A 14,899-nucleotide genomic window follows, 5' to 3' on the forward strand; every position below is an offset into this window, starting at 1 on the left:
GCATCTCGCCGCGATCGTGCTCGCGCATTTGGCCTGCATGAGCCTGATCCTGTGGCTTTCGCTCTAGCCGCGTGAAATCACCAATAGGCGCGGTAGTACGGACGCGGATACGGCCGATAGCCGTAATAAGGCCGATAGTACCGGCGATAGCCATAGTACCGCGGATAGGCGTAGGCCGGCCCATAGCCGTAATAGGCCGGCGCATAACCATAGCCGTATCCCGGATATCCATAGCCGCCGTAATACGGGCCGCCATAATAGCCATAGCCGTAAGGCGCGCCGCTGGCGATGGCGCCGCCGATGATCGCGCCGGCCGCGAGGCCGCCGAGGCCCCATCCCCAGCCGCCGCCGCGCCAATGCACCTGCGTGACATCATCACCGGCCGCGGCCTTCATGGTCGCGACGTTGGTCGGCATCGGACCCGCCGCAGCCTGTTCGATTTGGCCGGCCATGACCACGCCGGCCAGCGAACAGGCAATTGCCGTTGTCCAGATCCTCATCGTCTTACTCCCTGTCTGACGTTTCGCTTGGAAAAGGATCGCAACACCATGATCGGACATCCTTGCGCCAAGTCAAAGCGCCAAGTCAAAGCCCGGACTTTGCGTGCGGCGCACAAGTCCCGTTCACGCCCCGTTGCGAAATGGTCGCCGGCACGTGAGGCCCAACGATCTGCTCCGCCCGATGTGACAGCGGCGCGACGCTGTAGCCCTTCGGCCACGGCAAAGACATCAAGGCAAAGCATTAAGCTTCCCGTTGCGCGCAACCAACAACCTACTTCCCGATTTACTATTCGTACCGTTACTATCGGTTCCAAGGCGCAGGAACGCGGGGTTTCTCGCGACAAGAAGTCCCGGCATGCCAGAGTGTGGGAGGATGACATGAGTGCCGTCGGTAGTGAACCGCTTGCCCGCCAAGCGCTGGCGTTCGTCCTCGCTGGTGGACGCGGCAGCCGGCTTTTGGAGCTGACCGACCGGCGCGCCAAGCCGGCGGTCTATTTTGGCGGCAAGTCCCGCATCATCGACTTCGCGCTGTCGAACGCGGTGAACTCGGGCATCCGCCGTATCGCGGTCGCGACCCAATACAAGGCGCACAGCCTGATCCGGCACCTTCAGATGGGCTGGAACTTCTTCCGCCCGGAGCGAAATGAGAGTTTTGACATCCTCCCGGCCAGCCAGCGCGTCTCCGAGACCATGTGGTATGTCGGCACGGCGGATGCCGTCTACCAGAACATCGACATCATCGAATCCCACGCCTGCCGCTTCATCGTGGTGCTGGCCGGCGACCACATCTATAAGATGGACTACGAGGTGATGCTGCGCGAGCATGTCGAGAGCGGCGCCGACGTCACGGTGGGTTGCCTCGAGATGCCGCGCGCGGAATCGTCGGGCTTCGGCATCATGCATATTGACGAGAAGGGCTGGATCCATTCGTTCCTGGAGAAGCCGAAAGATCCGCCGCCGATGCCCGGCAAGCCGGACGTCTCGCTCGCCAGCATGGGCATCTACGTGTTCAACGCGAAATTCTTGTTCGACCAGCTCAAGCGCGACGCCGAGGACCCGAGCTCGAACCACGATTTCGGCAGGGACATCATTCCATACCTCGTCAAGAACGGCCGCGCGTTCGCGCACCAGTTCTCGACTTCGTGCGTGCGCTCGAGCAGCCACAACGGTGCCTATTGGCGTGACGTCGGCACCGTCGACGCCTATTGGTCCGCCAATATCGATCTCACTGATGTCGTGCCGGAACTCGACCTGTTCGACCGCGCCTGGCCGATCTGGTCCTATGCAGAGATCACGCCGCCGGCCAAATTCGTCCACGACGAGGAGAGCCGGCGCGGCCAGGCCGTGAGCTCGCTGGTCTCGGGCGGCTGCATCATCTCTGGCGCCGCACTGCGCCGCTCGCTGCTGTTCACCGGCGTGCGGGTCAACTCCTACGCCAATGTCGAGAACGCCGTGATCATGCCCTATGTCAATGTCGGCCGCGGCGCTCGCCTGAAGAATGTCGTGATCGACCGCGGCGTCGACATCCCAGAGGGCCTCGTTGTCGGCGAAGATCCCGAGTTCGACGCCAAGCGCTTCCGCACCACCGAGCAGGGCATCTCGCTGATCACCCAGCCGATGATCGACAGGCTCAATACATGACGCCTGTTCGCGTCCTCGCGGTCGCTTCTGAAGTCTATCCCATCGTCAAGACCGGCGGCCTCGCGGATGTCGCCGGCGCGCTGCCGGTTGCACTGAAGGCGCATGGCGTCGAGATGCGCACCCTGATGCCCGGTTATCCCGACGTGACGCGGATCCTTGCCGGCGCCGAGGAAATCCGGCGCTGGCCAGATTATTTCGGCGGGCCGGGCCGGCTGCTCGCGGGCTCGCACGACGGCCTCGATCTGTTCGTGCTCGACGTGCCGCATCTCTACGCGCGGCCCGGTAACCCCTACGTCACCAGCGATGGCGTCGACTGGCCGGACAACGGCGTGCGCTTCGCCGCGCTCTCCCGCGTCGCCGCCGATGTCGGTCACGGCCTCGTGCCCGCCTTCGTGCCCGACATCGTGCATGCCCACGACTGGCAGGCGGGGCTCGCGCCGGCTTATCTGCACTATGACAACCGGCCGCGGCCCGGCACCGTGATGACCATTCACAACATGGCCTATCAGGGCAAGTTTGCCCCTGAGCTGATCGGTGCGATCGGCCTGCCCTGGCACTCCCTCAACGTCAACGAAATCGAATATTTCGGCGGCATCAGCTTTTTGAAAGCGGGCCTGCAATTCGCCGATCGCATCACCACGGTGTCGCCGACCTACGCGCAGGAGATCCAGAGCGACGAAGGCGGCATGGGGCTCGGCGGCCTGCTGCGCGCACGCGCGGGCGTGCTCAGCGGCATCCTCAACGGCATCGACATCTCCGTGTGGAATCCGCAAACCGATCCGCATATCGCCTACCGCTTCGGCGCGGAAGATCTCACGTTCCGGGCCGCGAACAAGGCGGCGCTGCAGCAGCAGTTCAATCTCGATTCCTCGGACGAGGTGCCGTTGCTCGGCGTCATCAGCCGCCTGTCCTGGCAGAAGGGGCTCGATCTCCTGCTCGAGGCCATTCCGACCATTTTGGGTGAAAGCATGCAGCTCGCCTTGCTCGGCAGTGGCGATCGCGATCTCCAAGACGGTTACCAGGCCGCCGCACGCGCCAATCCCGGCCGGATCGGAGTCGTGATCGGCTACGACGAGATTTTGGCACATCTGATTCAGGCCGGCTCGGACGCGCTGATCGTGCCGTCGCGCTTCGAGCCATGCGGCCTGACCCAGCTCTGCGCGCTGCGCTATGGCGCCGTCCCGATCGTGTCACGTGTCGGCGGCCTCGAGGATACCATCGTCGACATCGGCGAGGCAGACGCGTCCGGCCACGATGCCACCGGCTTCAAGTTCGGCCCCGTGACGGCGGACGCCCTCGCCGGCACGCTGCGCAAGGCCAACACCACCTTCCACGACAAGCTGACCTGGCGGCGGCTGCAACGAAGTGGCCTTGCGACCGACGTGTCCTGGCGCAACCGCGCCGGCGACTACGCCGCGCTCTACCGCAACCTCATGGCGGCGCGCCGCACGTAGAGCGTTTTCGAGCGAAGTGGATGCCGGTTCGCGTGAAGAAAACGCGTCAAAACTAGAATCTAGAGTCCCGTTCCGATTTCATCGGAACGGGACTCTAGGCATGGCCATTGTCGAATCCATGCTATAGAGCCGGGCATGGACCCCTTCGTGATCAAGCTGCTCGGCTTTGCCGCCGCCACCTGCACCACCGTCGCCTACGCGCCGCAGTTCATCAAGGTCTGGAAAACGCGCTCGGCGCGCGACATCTCGCTCGGCATGTTCCTGGTCATGGTGCTGGGCTTGGCGCTCTGGCTCCTCTACGGCCTGCTTTCTGGCGACGCCCCGCTGGTCGCCGCCAACGCCATCACCATGCTGCTCGCCGGCGGCATTCTGTTCATGAAGCTGAAATACGGGTGAGCTGCCCTTCACCTCTCCCCGCTTGCAGCAGGGGTTACGGATTTGAGGGCGGTTTCGCTGCGGCCATCCTTCGAGACGCCCGCTTTAGGCGGGCTCCTCAGGATGAGGATGGAATGCGTGGCAGCAGTTTCAACGGGCACCAATACCGCTTAGCCTCATCCTGAGGAGACCGCCACCGGGTCCGCGCAAAGCGCGGCCCGATGACAGGCTCCGCGGTCGTCTCGAAGGACGAGGCGCGCGCGCACGTCGTCCTACAAGTCCTATGCGATAGCGGTGCTGAACGCGGGGAGAGGGAGAGATTACCCACCAAACACATACGACGCCATCGCTACGCCCGCGACCTCGTCGACGAAGACGCGACGGCCGAAATCGCTGCCGGCGGCGCCGGCTGCGACCATCAGCGGCAGCAGATGGTCCTCGCGCGGATGCGCAAGACGCGCGCTGGGTGCGTTCTCCCAGTCGACCAGCATGGCATTGCGGCGCGCCGCATCCGGATTGCTGATGGCCTCGTTCAAATAGGCCTCGAAATCGTACGAGACCGGCTTCGACTCCGGTCGATTGAAGCCGCGCATGTTGTGATAGGTCAGCCCGCTGCCGACGATCAGGACACCTTCGTCACGCAGCGATGCGATCGCCTGCCCGACTCTGATGTGCTCGGCCGCGTCATAGCTCGACTTCAGCGACAGCAGCACGATCGGCATGTCCGCATTCGGATACATCAGGCCGAGCGGCACGAAGGTGCCGTGGTCAAAGCCCTGATTGGGATCCTCCCGGCAATCGAGGCCGGTGCGCGCGAGCAGTGCTTTCACCTCGGCGGCAAGCTCGGGCCGGCCCGGCGCCGGATATTTGAGGTGATAGGTATGCTCGGGGAAACCGTAATAGTCGTACACCATCGGCGGATGCGCCGAGGTCGACACGGTGAAGGCGTCGGCCTCCCAATGTCCGGTGATGACGAGCACGGCCTTCGGCCTCTCGGGGAGCAGCTGCGGCAGCCGGCCGAACTCCGCGGCAGTCTTCGCATATTGTATCCGCCTGTCCTCCATGAACGGCCAGGGGCCGCCACCATGCGACAGGAACAAGGTCGGAAATCGCGTCATAGGCTCGTGTCTCGTTGGCAACAGGCGCGTGCGAGCTGCCCGCGCGAACGGCGGCGAGCATAGGCAAACCGGCATGGTTAGCAAGCCGTTAACGAATTGCCTTCCAAAATCTCCGGGGTGGCCGAAGCAGCCGGCCAGAAGACGAGGACGGAAGATGAGGAAGTTTGCGCTGGGGGACGTCGTCAACAGTGACAAGGGCCGCCGCGGCGTCGTTCGCGCCGCCTTCAAGTCGCGGGAAGGCCAGCAGTTCTATGCCATCGAGAAGGACGGCGCGATCGACTATCTGGAAGAAGACCGGCTGAGCCCGGCGCCGCGCGTCGAGCTCGCGGCATAATCCAACTCATTTCCTGCCCTCACCTGCCATCCGATCGAGACGCTCTGCGAAGGGGTCGTCTCCGCTCGCGATGCGGTCGTCGGTGATCAGCAACAGGCGATCACGGTCTGCGGCCGCATCCCAATGCGGCAAACCTGGACCATTGGGATCGCCGCTTCTTGCAAAGTTGATCCAGTAGCCGCGAATGCGGCTCGCGACCTCGCGGTCGCCTCGCGAGAAGATTCCTGCACCGGGCACGCCTTCCGCACCGAAGATGAACTGCAACTCGCGTCCGTGCCCACGATCAGGATTTGCGCGCCGCGCCTCAGGCACATAACCAAAGCGATAGCGAAAGGTCGGCGCGCCGGTGGCCGCGTGAAGACGGGCCAGCAGTCTTGCCGGCTCGGAGAAAACCTTGTCGGTATAGAACCGAGCTTTCAGCTCCGAAGGTCTCGAAAGGTTGGGATAGAGCTCGCGCAGCCCATCGATCGTGCGGCCTGACGATGCAAGGTCGTCCTGGTCGTCGAGTTCATCGCCGAAACGCGTCTCGTCGTCATTCGAGCCGATGATGAGGGGAATGCGGCTCTCGTGCCCCGCCGTGAATCCCGCAGCGATGTTCTCCGTCACCAGGCTCCCATCCATGATCGGCACAAAGGCGCGCGCAAATCTCGCCAGCAGGCGATCTTCGGCAGCTAGCAATCGTGCCGGCGGGACCGCCCGCAAATCCGGCTCGGAAGCAAGTCCCGCGGCGAAATACGCGCTCACGACCTCCGCCTCCTGCGGCGCGCGCAGAGCTGCGCGGCCGGGCACCGATTGCAGAATGGCTTTCTGGAATAAACCGCGCGCCTGCCGGCACAGCATCAGCAGTGCGATCGATGTCGCACCTGCGCCGTTGCCGAACAGGGTGACGTTGCTTGGATCGCCGCCGAACGCCGCGATATTGTCGTGCACCCAATGCAGTGCCGCGATCTGGTCCATCAGGCCGTAATTGCCGGAGCCGCCTTCCGACAACGTCGGATGGGTGAACCAGCCGAGCACACCGAGGCGATAATTCACGGTGACGACGATGAGGCCGGCCTGCGCCAGCCTGGCGCCGTCGAACACCGCATCGTTCGCGGTGCCCGTGACGAAGGCGCCGCCATGGATGAACATCATCACCGGCAGCGGACCGTCGACCCCGAAGGGACGAAACACGTTCAGCGTGAGGCAATCCTCGCGCGCGGCAGGCAGCGACGGTTGAAGGCACGGCGCGCCGTAGTCGTAGGCGGTGTGCATCTCCGAACTCTCGGCCGTCGGCCGCGGCGGACGCCAGCGCAGCGCGCCGACCGGCGGCGCCGCGTAAGCCAGCCCCTTGAAAGAGGCCACCTCACCCTCGACGGCGCCAAGCATCTGACCTTCACGCGTCAGCGCAAATGGAAACTGTCCGACCGACTGGGCCGCGGCCAAGCCGGCGCGACACAGGACAATGGAAGCCGCAACAAGCGCGAGCACGGATCGCATCTTCGGAGCATCTCGATGCGCGGAACGGTTGTGGCAGGTTACGTCCGCGGCCGCCAGCGAGGCAAGCTAGGTCTTACCTCCCAGCGCGAGCGAAGCTCGTCGCGGCCCCGTAAGCGCGGGGCGAGGGAGCGCACCTTCGATGCGGCCAGATGCTTGGCTGAATCGCGCCTGCGACCTAACCATCCTTGGCGAGAAGCTCCGCCAGCGCGCGGCGCGCGACGATGCCGAGCTCACCGAGCGTGGAGTGCCCCGACTGTGCCGCCTCGATCAGGCGCTCGGCGATGAACCTGCGGCTGTCGTGATCGCCGCCATGTGGCAATTGGCGGCACGTCTCCTCCAGGACGACATCCATGTTCGCTTTGGTTCGCTCACTCAACTCTGTCATGACGCCCGGTCGGTACGCGTGGCTTGTAAGCGCAAGCATACACAGAAGGATGTGGTCTGATTAGCCCGGACAATCCCGGCGATTGTGCATCGCGGTGCGTGTATCGCCATAACCTTCGCGCGGCCACGATGCCGCCGCAAACGACTACCGAAGATTGCACTTGTCCTGATGACAAGCCGAACCTGCAGCGATAGCCTGCCGGCAAAACAAATACACGGGAGGAATGCCATGCCTGACGCAATGGTCGCCGCACGTGAATCCAAAGCGGCGAGCGGAACAGCCCAGCAGGTCGACGTCGCCGTGGTGGGCGCCGGATTTGCCGGGCTCTATCTCCTGCATCGCCTGCGCAAGGCCGGCTTCAAGGCGGTCGCCCTCGATGAGGCCGGCGACGTCGGCGGCACCTGGTACTGGAACCGCTATCCCGGCGCGCGCTGCGACATCCAGACCATCGATTACAGCTACACCTTCGATCCGGATCTCGAGACCGCCTGGACCTGGTCGGAGAAATACGCGACTCAGCCCGAGATCTTGCGCTATCTCGGCTTCGTCGCCGATCGCTATGACCTCAGGCGCGACATCCGCTTCAAGACCAAGGTGACCGAAGCCAAATGGGACGAGGCGACGGAGCGCTGGCAGCTCACCACCGATAACGGCGCGCCGGTCTCCTGCCGCCACTACATCATGGCCACCGGCTGCCTCTCCGCGCCAAAGCCGCCGGAGATCGACGGCGTCAAGGACTTCAAGGGGGAGATCTATTTCACCGGACGCTGGCCGCATGACGGCGTCAATCTCGCGGGAAAACGCGTCGCCGTGATCGGCACGGGCTCGTCGGCCATCCAGTCGATCCCGCTGATCGCCGAGCAGGCCGCGCATCTGACCGTGTTCCAGCGCACGCCGAATTTCGCGCTGCCTGCACATAATGGTCCGGCGCCAGCAGACCGCATGAGCCTGCTGCAAGGCGATCGCGCGGCCTATCGCGAGCAGGCGCGCCAGTCGATGGCCGGCGTCCCCTACCCGCAGCAGACCGTTGTGAGCTGGCAATTGAGCGATGCCGAGCGTCGCGAGCGGTTCGAACGCGCCTGGGCGGCCGGCGACCTCGTCCACATCCTGACGCAGCTCTGGGCCGACCAGGCCGTCGATGTCGACGGCAACAAGATCGTCCAGGACCTGATCCGCGAGAAGATCCGCGCCGCCGTCAACGACCCCGAAACCGCTGCGGCGCTGACGCCGCACGATCATCCGTTCGGCGCCAAGCGTCCCTGCCTCGATACCAACTACTACGCCACCTACAACCGGCCGAACGTCACGCTGGTCAATCTGCGCCAGGAGCCGATCAAGGCGATCACCGCGAGCGGCATCTCCACGAACGGCCGCAGCTTCGATCTCGACGTCATCGTGTTCGCGACCGGCTTCGACGCCATGACCGGCGCGATCCGTGCCGTGCATCCGATCACCGGGCGGGGCGGCCGGTCGCTCTCCGACGTCTGGTCGCAGGGACCGCAGACCTATCTCGGCCTCACGGTCGAGGGCTTCCCGAACTTCTTCATGATCACCGGCCCCGGCAGCCCGTCGGTGCTGTCGAACATGGCGGTGTCGATCGAGCAGCATGTGGACTGGGTCGTCGATCGCCTTGCCGCGCTGCGCGATGCCGGTTTCAACACGATCGAGCCGACCGAGACGGCGCAGGCCGCCTGGGGCCGGCACATGGCCGACTGTTCGATGCTGACGCTGCACCGGCTCGCCAACACCTGGTACACGGGCGCCAACGTGCCCGGCAAGGTCCAGGGCTTGATGCCCTATACCGGCGGCGTCGGTCCCTATCGCAGCATCTGCGACGAGGTGGTCAGCCGCGGCATGCTCGGCTTCAGGCTCACCGGCCCCAACGCCGCCGCGCAATGCAATGACGGCGAGGTGGTGCGCCTGCAGCCGGACGTGCGGCTGGTGCTGAACCTGCTCGTGTCGCTGAACTTGCCGCCGATCGAGTCGATGGGCGCGCTCGGCGCACGTGCCTTCGTCAATGAGTTCAACAAGGGCCGGCCTGCGGGGCGGCCGATCGGCGACATCGTCGACGGCACCCTGCCAGTTACCGACGGCGCGTTGCCTTACCGCGTCTACAAGCCGGCAGCGCCGGGACCACATCCGATCGTGGTCTATTTCCACGGCGGCGGCTGGGTGCTCGGCGACGAACAGTCGGACGAGCCGCTCTGCCGCGACATGGTGCGGCGGACCGGCATGATCTTCGTCAGCGTTGGCTATCGCCATGCGCCGGAGCACCGCTTCCCCATCGCGGCCGAGGACGGCTATGCGGCGACGCGCTGGATCGCCGAACACGCCGGCGAGCTCGGCGGCACGCCGGGCCCGGTACTGGTCGCAGGCTGGAGCGCCGGCGGCAACATCGCCGCCGTCACCTGCCAGCTCGCGCGCGACCGCGGCGGGCCTGACATCGCCGGCCAGCTCCTGGTCTGCCCGGTCACCGACTGCACCTTCGATCGTCCGTCCTACAACGACAATGCGACCGGCTACTTCCTGACGCGCTCGCTGATGTACTGGTTCTGGGACCTCTATTGCTCGCCGGCCGACCGCACCGACCCGCGCGTCTCGCCGCTCCGGGGCAAGGTCGCCGGCCTGCCGCCAGCCTTCGTCGTCACCTGCGAGTTCGATCCGTTGCGCGACGAGGGCATCGCCTATGCCGAGGCGATGGCCGCCGCCGGCGTCCCGGTCGAGCAACTCAGGGCGCGCGGCCATTTCCACTCGTCCTTCGCGATGGTGGACGTGGTGATCACCGGCGTGCCCGGCCGGGCGCAGATGGCCCGGGCCCTGCGGCGCTTCGCCGGGCTGCCGGAGGTCAGCCGCGGCGACGAGAGCAGCACCGGCCATGACAGCCCGGAGCACAGAATCGCGGCCGCCGCGAGCTGAAGCGGCACAACGCCGCCGGGAACCTTTTCCCGGCCGCCGCGTTGAGTGTTCGTGGCATTGAGATGCAGCGACAGGTGTGTAGACCCCGGCACGCGAACCCGTGTGCTGGGGTCGTTTTTTGCGTGAGGCAGGACGATGGGGGACGTGGCCGGAGATTCAAAAGTCGATTTCGGCGCGCCTGCGGTGCTGCATAAATGGCCATCGCTGGCAAACCAGCGAAGGCCGGACAGAGACTCCTATCAAGTCAGTGAAGGCACGCTCGACGAGTGCATCTCGGCCTTCATGCAGAAGCCGGCGGCAACCCGGCACCTCTACGAGATCCGCACCGTGGCGCAGCCACCGCTCGTCACCGAAATCCTCTCGCCCGAGCACGTCATCGAGCTATCGCGCTTACGAGAATTTCTCTGACGGCCTTCACAAGCACGCGAGCAGGAACCTTCTTCCCGTTTTTCTCGTTGTCAGGGATCGGAAGCAAAGACGTGAGCGCCTCAAGATGTTTGACGCCGACGTATCATCACCGATCGTACCCTACGGCGCAGACGAGACCCTCTTCGTGGTGATCGATCGCCGCGACGAGGCGACCGAAATCCGCATCGAGCGCAGCGATCTCGAAGCCACCATCGGCGAGCTTGTCGCCGGATGCTTCAACGACCCGATCAAGGTGATTTCGTTCAATACGCTTGAGCATTGGATGAAGGACATCTCGACCGACGTCGCCGGCGAGATTCGTGCGCGCTGCGAGATCTACGGCATAGAGCTGCCCGATTATCTCAGCGACTTCGTCGAGAGCCACCGCTGAGCGGGCGTTGTCTCAATTGCGCAGACAGGGAAGCAAGGGCGGATGCGCTTAGCGCGTGGTTCGCCAGAGTTAGGCGCGCCGGTGCTTGCCGGCGATGACCTCAATCTCGCGGCGGCGCTCGCCGGCGAAGGTTAGGAGCTTTTCGATCGTCAGCGTATCCGTGATCCGTTTGGCCAGCCGCTCGGCGCGCGCGGCCTGATCTTCGAGATACTGGATCGTGTTCAAGCGCCGCCTCCCCCAAAGCCCCGAATTGTTGGACAGCCATGGTGCGACAGAGCAGCTAACAGCCGGTTAAGCGCTGCGATGGGCTTGAGCCTCATTGCACGACGTCGAGCCGGACATTGGTGATGCCCTTGTCGACCATGCCGAGCGCCTCGGCCGCGGAAGGGGAGATATCGACCACGCGCCCGCGAACATAGGGTCCGCGATCGTTGACCCTGACGGTAACGAAGCGGCCGGAGGAGGTATCGGTGACGCGCAGCTTGGTGCCGAACGGCAGGGTGGGATGGGCCGCGGTCAATTCGTTCTTGTCGAACTTCTCTCCGCTCGCGGTCTCCGTGTCCGAGTAGAAGCTGGCAACGCCACGCGAACCTGCCTGTTTTGCGTCACCGCCAGAGGCGCGCGACCGGCTGATCGGCCGTGGATGCAGCGCCGCCACCCTGTGCGGGCGCTCCACCGCGGCCTGCCGGCCGGTCGCAGCGAGATCGGCCTTCTGGCGACCGACCGGCGATTGCGCACAGGCGGCGAGCGAGGCGGCGCCGGCAATGGTGAGCAGCAGCCGGGCCGGCCGGCGGCACGAGATTGCGAGGGAAACCCGGGCAGTTTCGGCACGTGTGATGCGAGACATGGTACGCCCCTCCGAACGGCCGATTTTCGGTGGGGAATGAGGGCAGAACCTTGTCGGAACAAAAGCGGGCCTGGGGCCGCGGCCGTTTCGCGCCAGCTGTGACGATTCCACCACAGTGCCTGTCCTGAATCGGGACAGGCTCGCGGTTCAGCCCGATACGACGCGCCAGCCGATTGGGCGCGCCTTTGGCTGAACCTCGCCATGCTCGGCGTCGCCTTTCAGGAGCCGCATCAGCTCACGCCGATAGAGCCGCCGCCAGCCTGTCTTCAGGCCGGCGATAGAGTCGAGTTCCAATTGCGTCAGCGTGCACATCGCGCTTCAGGCCACGAGGCCTTCCATCGGCTTGACGTCGGCGCTGCTGGGGAAGACCGTCTCGGCGAGAACCTTCTCCTCGAGGCGCAGGTGATCTCTCAGCAGGCCCTTCAGCACGGCGCGTAGATCCGTTGTCGGCTTGAGGTCGCGATCCTCGAGCAGCTGCGCCGGCTTCAGCCCCGGCCAGTCCGCGATCACGCGGCCGCCGGCAAGCCCGCCACCGATCAGGAAAGCGACCGTGCCGGTGCCATGGTCCGTGCCTTGCGTGCCATTGATCCGGGCTGTGCGCCCGAACTCGGTGACGACGGCGACGACCGTCTCCCGCCACGCCTCGCCCATGTTGCTCTCGATCGCCGCGAAGGCGCCGTCGAGCGCGCCGAGCAGATTGTAGAGCTGACCCGAGGCCGCGCCTTCGGCAATGTGCGTGTCCCAGCCGACGAAGCCCATGGCGCCGACGCGCGGGCCGTCGGGCTTGGCGAGATAGCGCGCGGCGGTGCCGGCGGCCTCGGCGAAGTAGGCGCGCACGCGCGCGATGCCCGGAGGCGCCAGCGTCGGATCATCCGACATCGGATCGCCCGCGCCAGGCGCGCCGCCGAGTGAAGCGAGCTTCATCCGCGCCTGGAGCACGGTCGCGAGCTTCGGATCGGTGTGCTGATAGAGATCGAGCAGGCGGTTCTGCGTATCCTCGCTCGCCGGCAGCAGTTTCTGCGGCACCCATGTCATGACAGGAGCGGCGCCACGCACCACCAGCGGCGTCACCGAGCCAATGCCGAGCGCGCGGCTGCCGCGCGGATCGACGCGACCGCCCGACTCCAGTGCGAGCAGCGCACGGTTGAGCCATCCGGAGCTGGTCATGCCGGGCTTGACCAGTCCGCTCTCCAGCACGTCCTGGCCGTCGAAATGCGAACGCTCGCGATAGGGCGTTGCAGCGGCATGGACGATCGCGGCCTTGCCGCTCTTGTAGAGCCGGTGCAGGTTCGGCATCGCCGGATTGAGCGCGAAGAACGAATCGAGCGGCAGCGCCGGCGGCTTGCCGTCCAGCACCAGCGCGCGATCGCCACGCAAGGAGGTCCAATCGGGATCGCCGACCGGCGCGACGGCACCGAGGCCATCGAGCGCGCCGCGCAGGACGATGACGAGCAGGCGCGGATCGCGACCTTCGGCGCGCGCGATCCGCGGCATCTGGCTCCATGCGAACAGCGCACCGGAGCCGACCAGAAGCTCGCGCCGCGTGGGCAGGTGATTGACGAAGCCCATGCTCACCTCCTCTGAAAATCCGCCGACATGAACAAGAGCGCCAGCGCCTGCTGCCGGCTCTCGGCGCGGCCGACCGCCTGCTTCACCTCGGGCGCGATCTGCGATGCGAAGACGTCCTCGATGATGGCTTGCGGATCGGCCATGCCGGTGATGCGCTCGGCAAAATTGTTGGCGACATCGAGCCGCCGGCCGACGCCGTCGATCCAGCTTGCCTCGTCGTCCGGATAGCCTTTTGGCGCCGGCGGACGCCACAGCGCCTCGCCGAGCAGCTCCTGGCCTCCGGTGAAGCGCACGGGATCGACGACCGTGATGCCCGTCGCGCGCACCATGCCGATCACCCATTCGCCGGGACGTTTCAGTTTTGACGGCGGCCCGCGCCACGCCTCATCCGACGACACCATCGCAATCGCGACCTGCTTGAGATCGCCGTCGGTGTCGCGGAAGGTTTTCGCCATCAGCTCAACGAGCGCCGGCGGCGGCTCGTCGGCGACGAAATGGCGCGCGAGCTTGGTCGCGACATGGGTTGCGGTTGCCGGATGGGCAGCGAGATCGCGCAGCACGGCGCGGCCCTGCTCGGCGTCGTCCTGCTCATAGCGCTTGCCGAGCACGGTCTGGCCGCCGGGCTCATGGAGGCGTGGATTGAAGGTGAACTCGCCGCCATGCTGGGGGTCGGCGCCCGGCGGCACCAGCGTCCAGCCGGTGAGCACGTTGGCGAAGCTGATGACGTCCTCCTGCGTATAGCCGGTGCGCACACCGAGCGTATGCAGCTCCATGATCTCGCGCGCAAAATTCTCGTTGAGGCCGCGGCTGCGGTTGATGCCGGCCGTCGAGTTGGCCCCCATCGATTCCAGATTGTCGAGATAGAACAACATTGCCGGATGGCCTTCCGCGGCCTGGAGCAGGTCGACGAAACGACCGAGCGCATGGGCGCGAACGGCTTCGCGCTCATAGGCGCCGGACATGCTCTGGATCCGGTTGGCCGAGACGCAGAAATGGTTGGACCAGAACCACACCAGCCGCTCGGCAAAGCCGATGTCGACGGCAAGCGCAGCTTCCATGCGCAGCTTGGCTTCCTGCAAATAGATCGGACGGCCGGGATCGGGAATGGCGTCGGCCGCCTGCTTCGCCGCCATCTCGGCGGCGTCTTTCTCCTGGCGCTGTCCCTGTGCTTGATCTTCGGACATGACAGGTGCCGCAGCCATCTGCTGCTTCTTGGCCTGCTGCTGCGCCTGCTTGGCGCGCGCGGTTCGCCGCGCATTGGCATCGGCGACGGTGCGATAGGCCTTTGCGCTTGTGGGAAGACTGGCCGCCGCGCTCAGCACCAGCGGTCGCTCGAGCTCGGCGATCAGCGCGCCGCGCGGGTCGGTGCCGACGGCGGCGATCGATCCCGGTCGCGGCCCCATCCCGAAGCGATGGAGCGCGAGGACGACCTCTGCCTTTACAGAATTGCTCATGGCGGACGCCCAATTCTTTCGAGCCTGC

General features: G+C 65.5%; 16 protein-coding genes. 7 read left to right on the forward strand and 9 right to left on the reverse strand.

The features are described from left to right. Nucleotides 1–77 precede the first annotated feature (77 nt). Nucleotides 78–500, reverse strand: coding sequence for a hypothetical protein (locus tag BLV07_RS01935; RefSeq protein ID WP_091878885.1), 423 nt, complete (start codon nucleotides 498–500; stop codon nucleotides 78–80). Nucleotides 501–878: 378 nt separating this feature from the next. Between BLV07_RS01935 and glgC the strand changes: the two genes are divergently transcribed. From glgC to BLV07_RS01950, 3 genes are all read left to right on the forward strand, one after another. Further along, nucleotides 879–2,141 (forward strand): glucose-1-phosphate adenylyltransferase, encoded by a 1,263-nt coding sequence (glgC, locus tag BLV07_RS01940; RefSeq protein WP_091878887.1) that lies wholly within the window; start codon nucleotides 879–881, stop codon nucleotides 2,139–2,141. Then, nucleotides 2,138–3,595 (forward strand): glycogen synthase GlgA, encoded by a 1,458-nt coding sequence (gene glgA / locus BLV07_RS01945; protein WP_091878890.1) that lies wholly within the window; start codon nucleotides 2,138–2,140, stop codon nucleotides 3,593–3,595. The genes glgC and glgA overlap by 4 nt, the downstream gene beginning before the upstream one ends. A 135-nt stretch (nucleotides 3,596–3,730) precedes the next feature. Beyond that, complete coding sequence (locus BLV07_RS01950) at nucleotides 3,731–3,991, forward strand: SemiSWEET transporter (RefSeq protein ID WP_091878893.1); 261 nt, start codon at nucleotides 3,731–3,733, stop codon at nucleotides 3,989–3,991. Nucleotides 3,992–4,290: 299 nt separating this feature from the next. On the opposite strand, the gene BLV07_RS01955 is transcribed toward BLV07_RS01950, so the two are convergent. Next, nucleotides 4,291–5,088, reverse strand: a complete 798-nt coding sequence (locus BLV07_RS01955) for a DODA-type extradiol aromatic ring-opening family dioxygenase (RefSeq protein ID WP_091878896.1) — start codon at nucleotides 5,086–5,088, stop codon at nucleotides 4,291–4,293. A gap of 154 nt (nucleotides 5,089–5,242) precedes the next feature. On the opposite strand from BLV07_RS01955, the gene BLV07_RS01960 reads away from it, so the two are divergent. Beyond that, entirely contained in the window at nucleotides 5,243–5,422 is a 180-nt protein-coding gene (locus BLV07_RS01960; protein ID WP_091878899.1) for a hypothetical protein, read from the forward strand. 6 nt (nucleotides 5,423–5,428) lie between these two features. Here BLV07_RS01960 and BLV07_RS01965 read toward each other — a convergent pair whose 3' ends face one another. Continuing rightward, nucleotides 5,429–6,901 carry a carboxylesterase/lipase family protein gene (locus BLV07_RS01965; RefSeq protein WP_091878902.1) on the reverse strand — a complete coding sequence of 491 codons (1,473 nt, stop codon included), beginning with the start codon at nucleotides 6,899–6,901 and terminating at the stop codon, nucleotides 5,429–5,431. Between the two features lie 175 nt (nucleotides 6,902–7,076). Next, complete coding sequence (locus tag BLV07_RS01970) at nucleotides 7,077–7,325, reverse strand: hypothetical protein (protein ID WP_091878905.1); 249 nt, start codon at nucleotides 7,323–7,325, stop codon at nucleotides 7,077–7,079. Between the two features lie 189 nt (nucleotides 7,326–7,514). Here BLV07_RS01970 and BLV07_RS01975 point away from each other — a divergent pair, with 189 nt between their 5' ends. From BLV07_RS01975 to BLV07_RS01985, 3 genes are all read left to right on the forward strand, one after another. Next, nucleotides 7,515–10,202: a flavin-containing monooxygenase gene (locus tag BLV07_RS01975; RefSeq protein WP_091878908.1), complete on the forward strand. Its 2,688-nt coding sequence runs from the start codon at nucleotides 7,515–7,517 to the stop codon at nucleotides 10,200–10,202. A gap of 135 nt (nucleotides 10,203–10,337) precedes the next feature. Then, nucleotides 10,338–10,610 carry a hypothetical protein gene (locus BLV07_RS01980; protein ID WP_091878911.1) on the forward strand — a complete coding sequence of 91 codons (273 nt, stop codon included), beginning with the start codon at nucleotides 10,338–10,340 and terminating at the stop codon, nucleotides 10,608–10,610. An 85-nt stretch (nucleotides 10,611–10,695) separates the two neighbouring features. Continuing rightward, nucleotides 10,696–11,001, forward strand: a complete 306-nt coding sequence (locus tag BLV07_RS01985; RefSeq protein ID WP_091878914.1) for a hypothetical protein — start codon at nucleotides 10,696–10,698, stop codon at nucleotides 10,999–11,001. A gap of 69 nt (nucleotides 11,002–11,070) precedes the next feature. Here BLV07_RS01985 and BLV07_RS47315 read toward each other — a convergent pair whose 3' ends face one another. The 5 genes from BLV07_RS47315 to BLV07_RS02000 all read right to left on the reverse strand — a co-directional run bounded on the left by BLV07_RS47315 (nucleotide 11,071) and on the right by BLV07_RS02000 (nucleotide 14,871). Next, the gene (locus BLV07_RS47315) at nucleotides 11,071–11,226 is read right to left on the reverse strand and encodes a hypothetical protein (protein WP_164934324.1); all 156 of its coding nucleotides are present in this window, start codon (nucleotides 11,224–11,226) and stop codon (nucleotides 11,071–11,073) included. A 91-nt stretch (nucleotides 11,227–11,317) separates the two neighbouring features. Further along, entirely contained in the window at nucleotides 11,318–11,848 is a 531-nt protein-coding gene (locus tag BLV07_RS01990; protein ID WP_091878918.1) for a septal ring lytic transglycosylase RlpA family protein, read from the reverse strand. 147 nt (nucleotides 11,849–11,995) lie between these two features. Then, nucleotides 11,996–12,160: a hypothetical protein gene (locus tag BLV07_RS47320; RefSeq protein ID WP_176945289.1), complete on the reverse strand. Its 165-nt coding sequence runs from the start codon at nucleotides 12,158–12,160 to the stop codon at nucleotides 11,996–11,998. A 6-nt stretch (nucleotides 12,161–12,166) separates the two neighbouring features. Continuing rightward, entirely contained in the window at nucleotides 12,167–13,417 is a 1,251-nt protein-coding gene (locus tag BLV07_RS01995; protein ID WP_091878921.1) for a DUF1501 domain-containing protein, read from the reverse strand. Nucleotides 13,418–13,419: 2 nt separating this feature from the next. Then, complete coding sequence (locus BLV07_RS02000) at nucleotides 13,420–14,871, reverse strand: DUF1800 domain-containing protein (RefSeq protein WP_091878923.1); 1,452 nt, start codon at nucleotides 14,869–14,871, stop codon at nucleotides 13,420–13,422. Nucleotides 14,872–14,899: the final 28 nt, after the last annotated feature.

Origin of the sequence: Bradyrhizobium sp. Rc2d, assembly GCF_900099855.1 — a bacterium.
Lineage (GTDB): Bacteria > Pseudomonadota > Alphaproteobacteria > Rhizobiales > Xanthobacteraceae > Bradyrhizobium.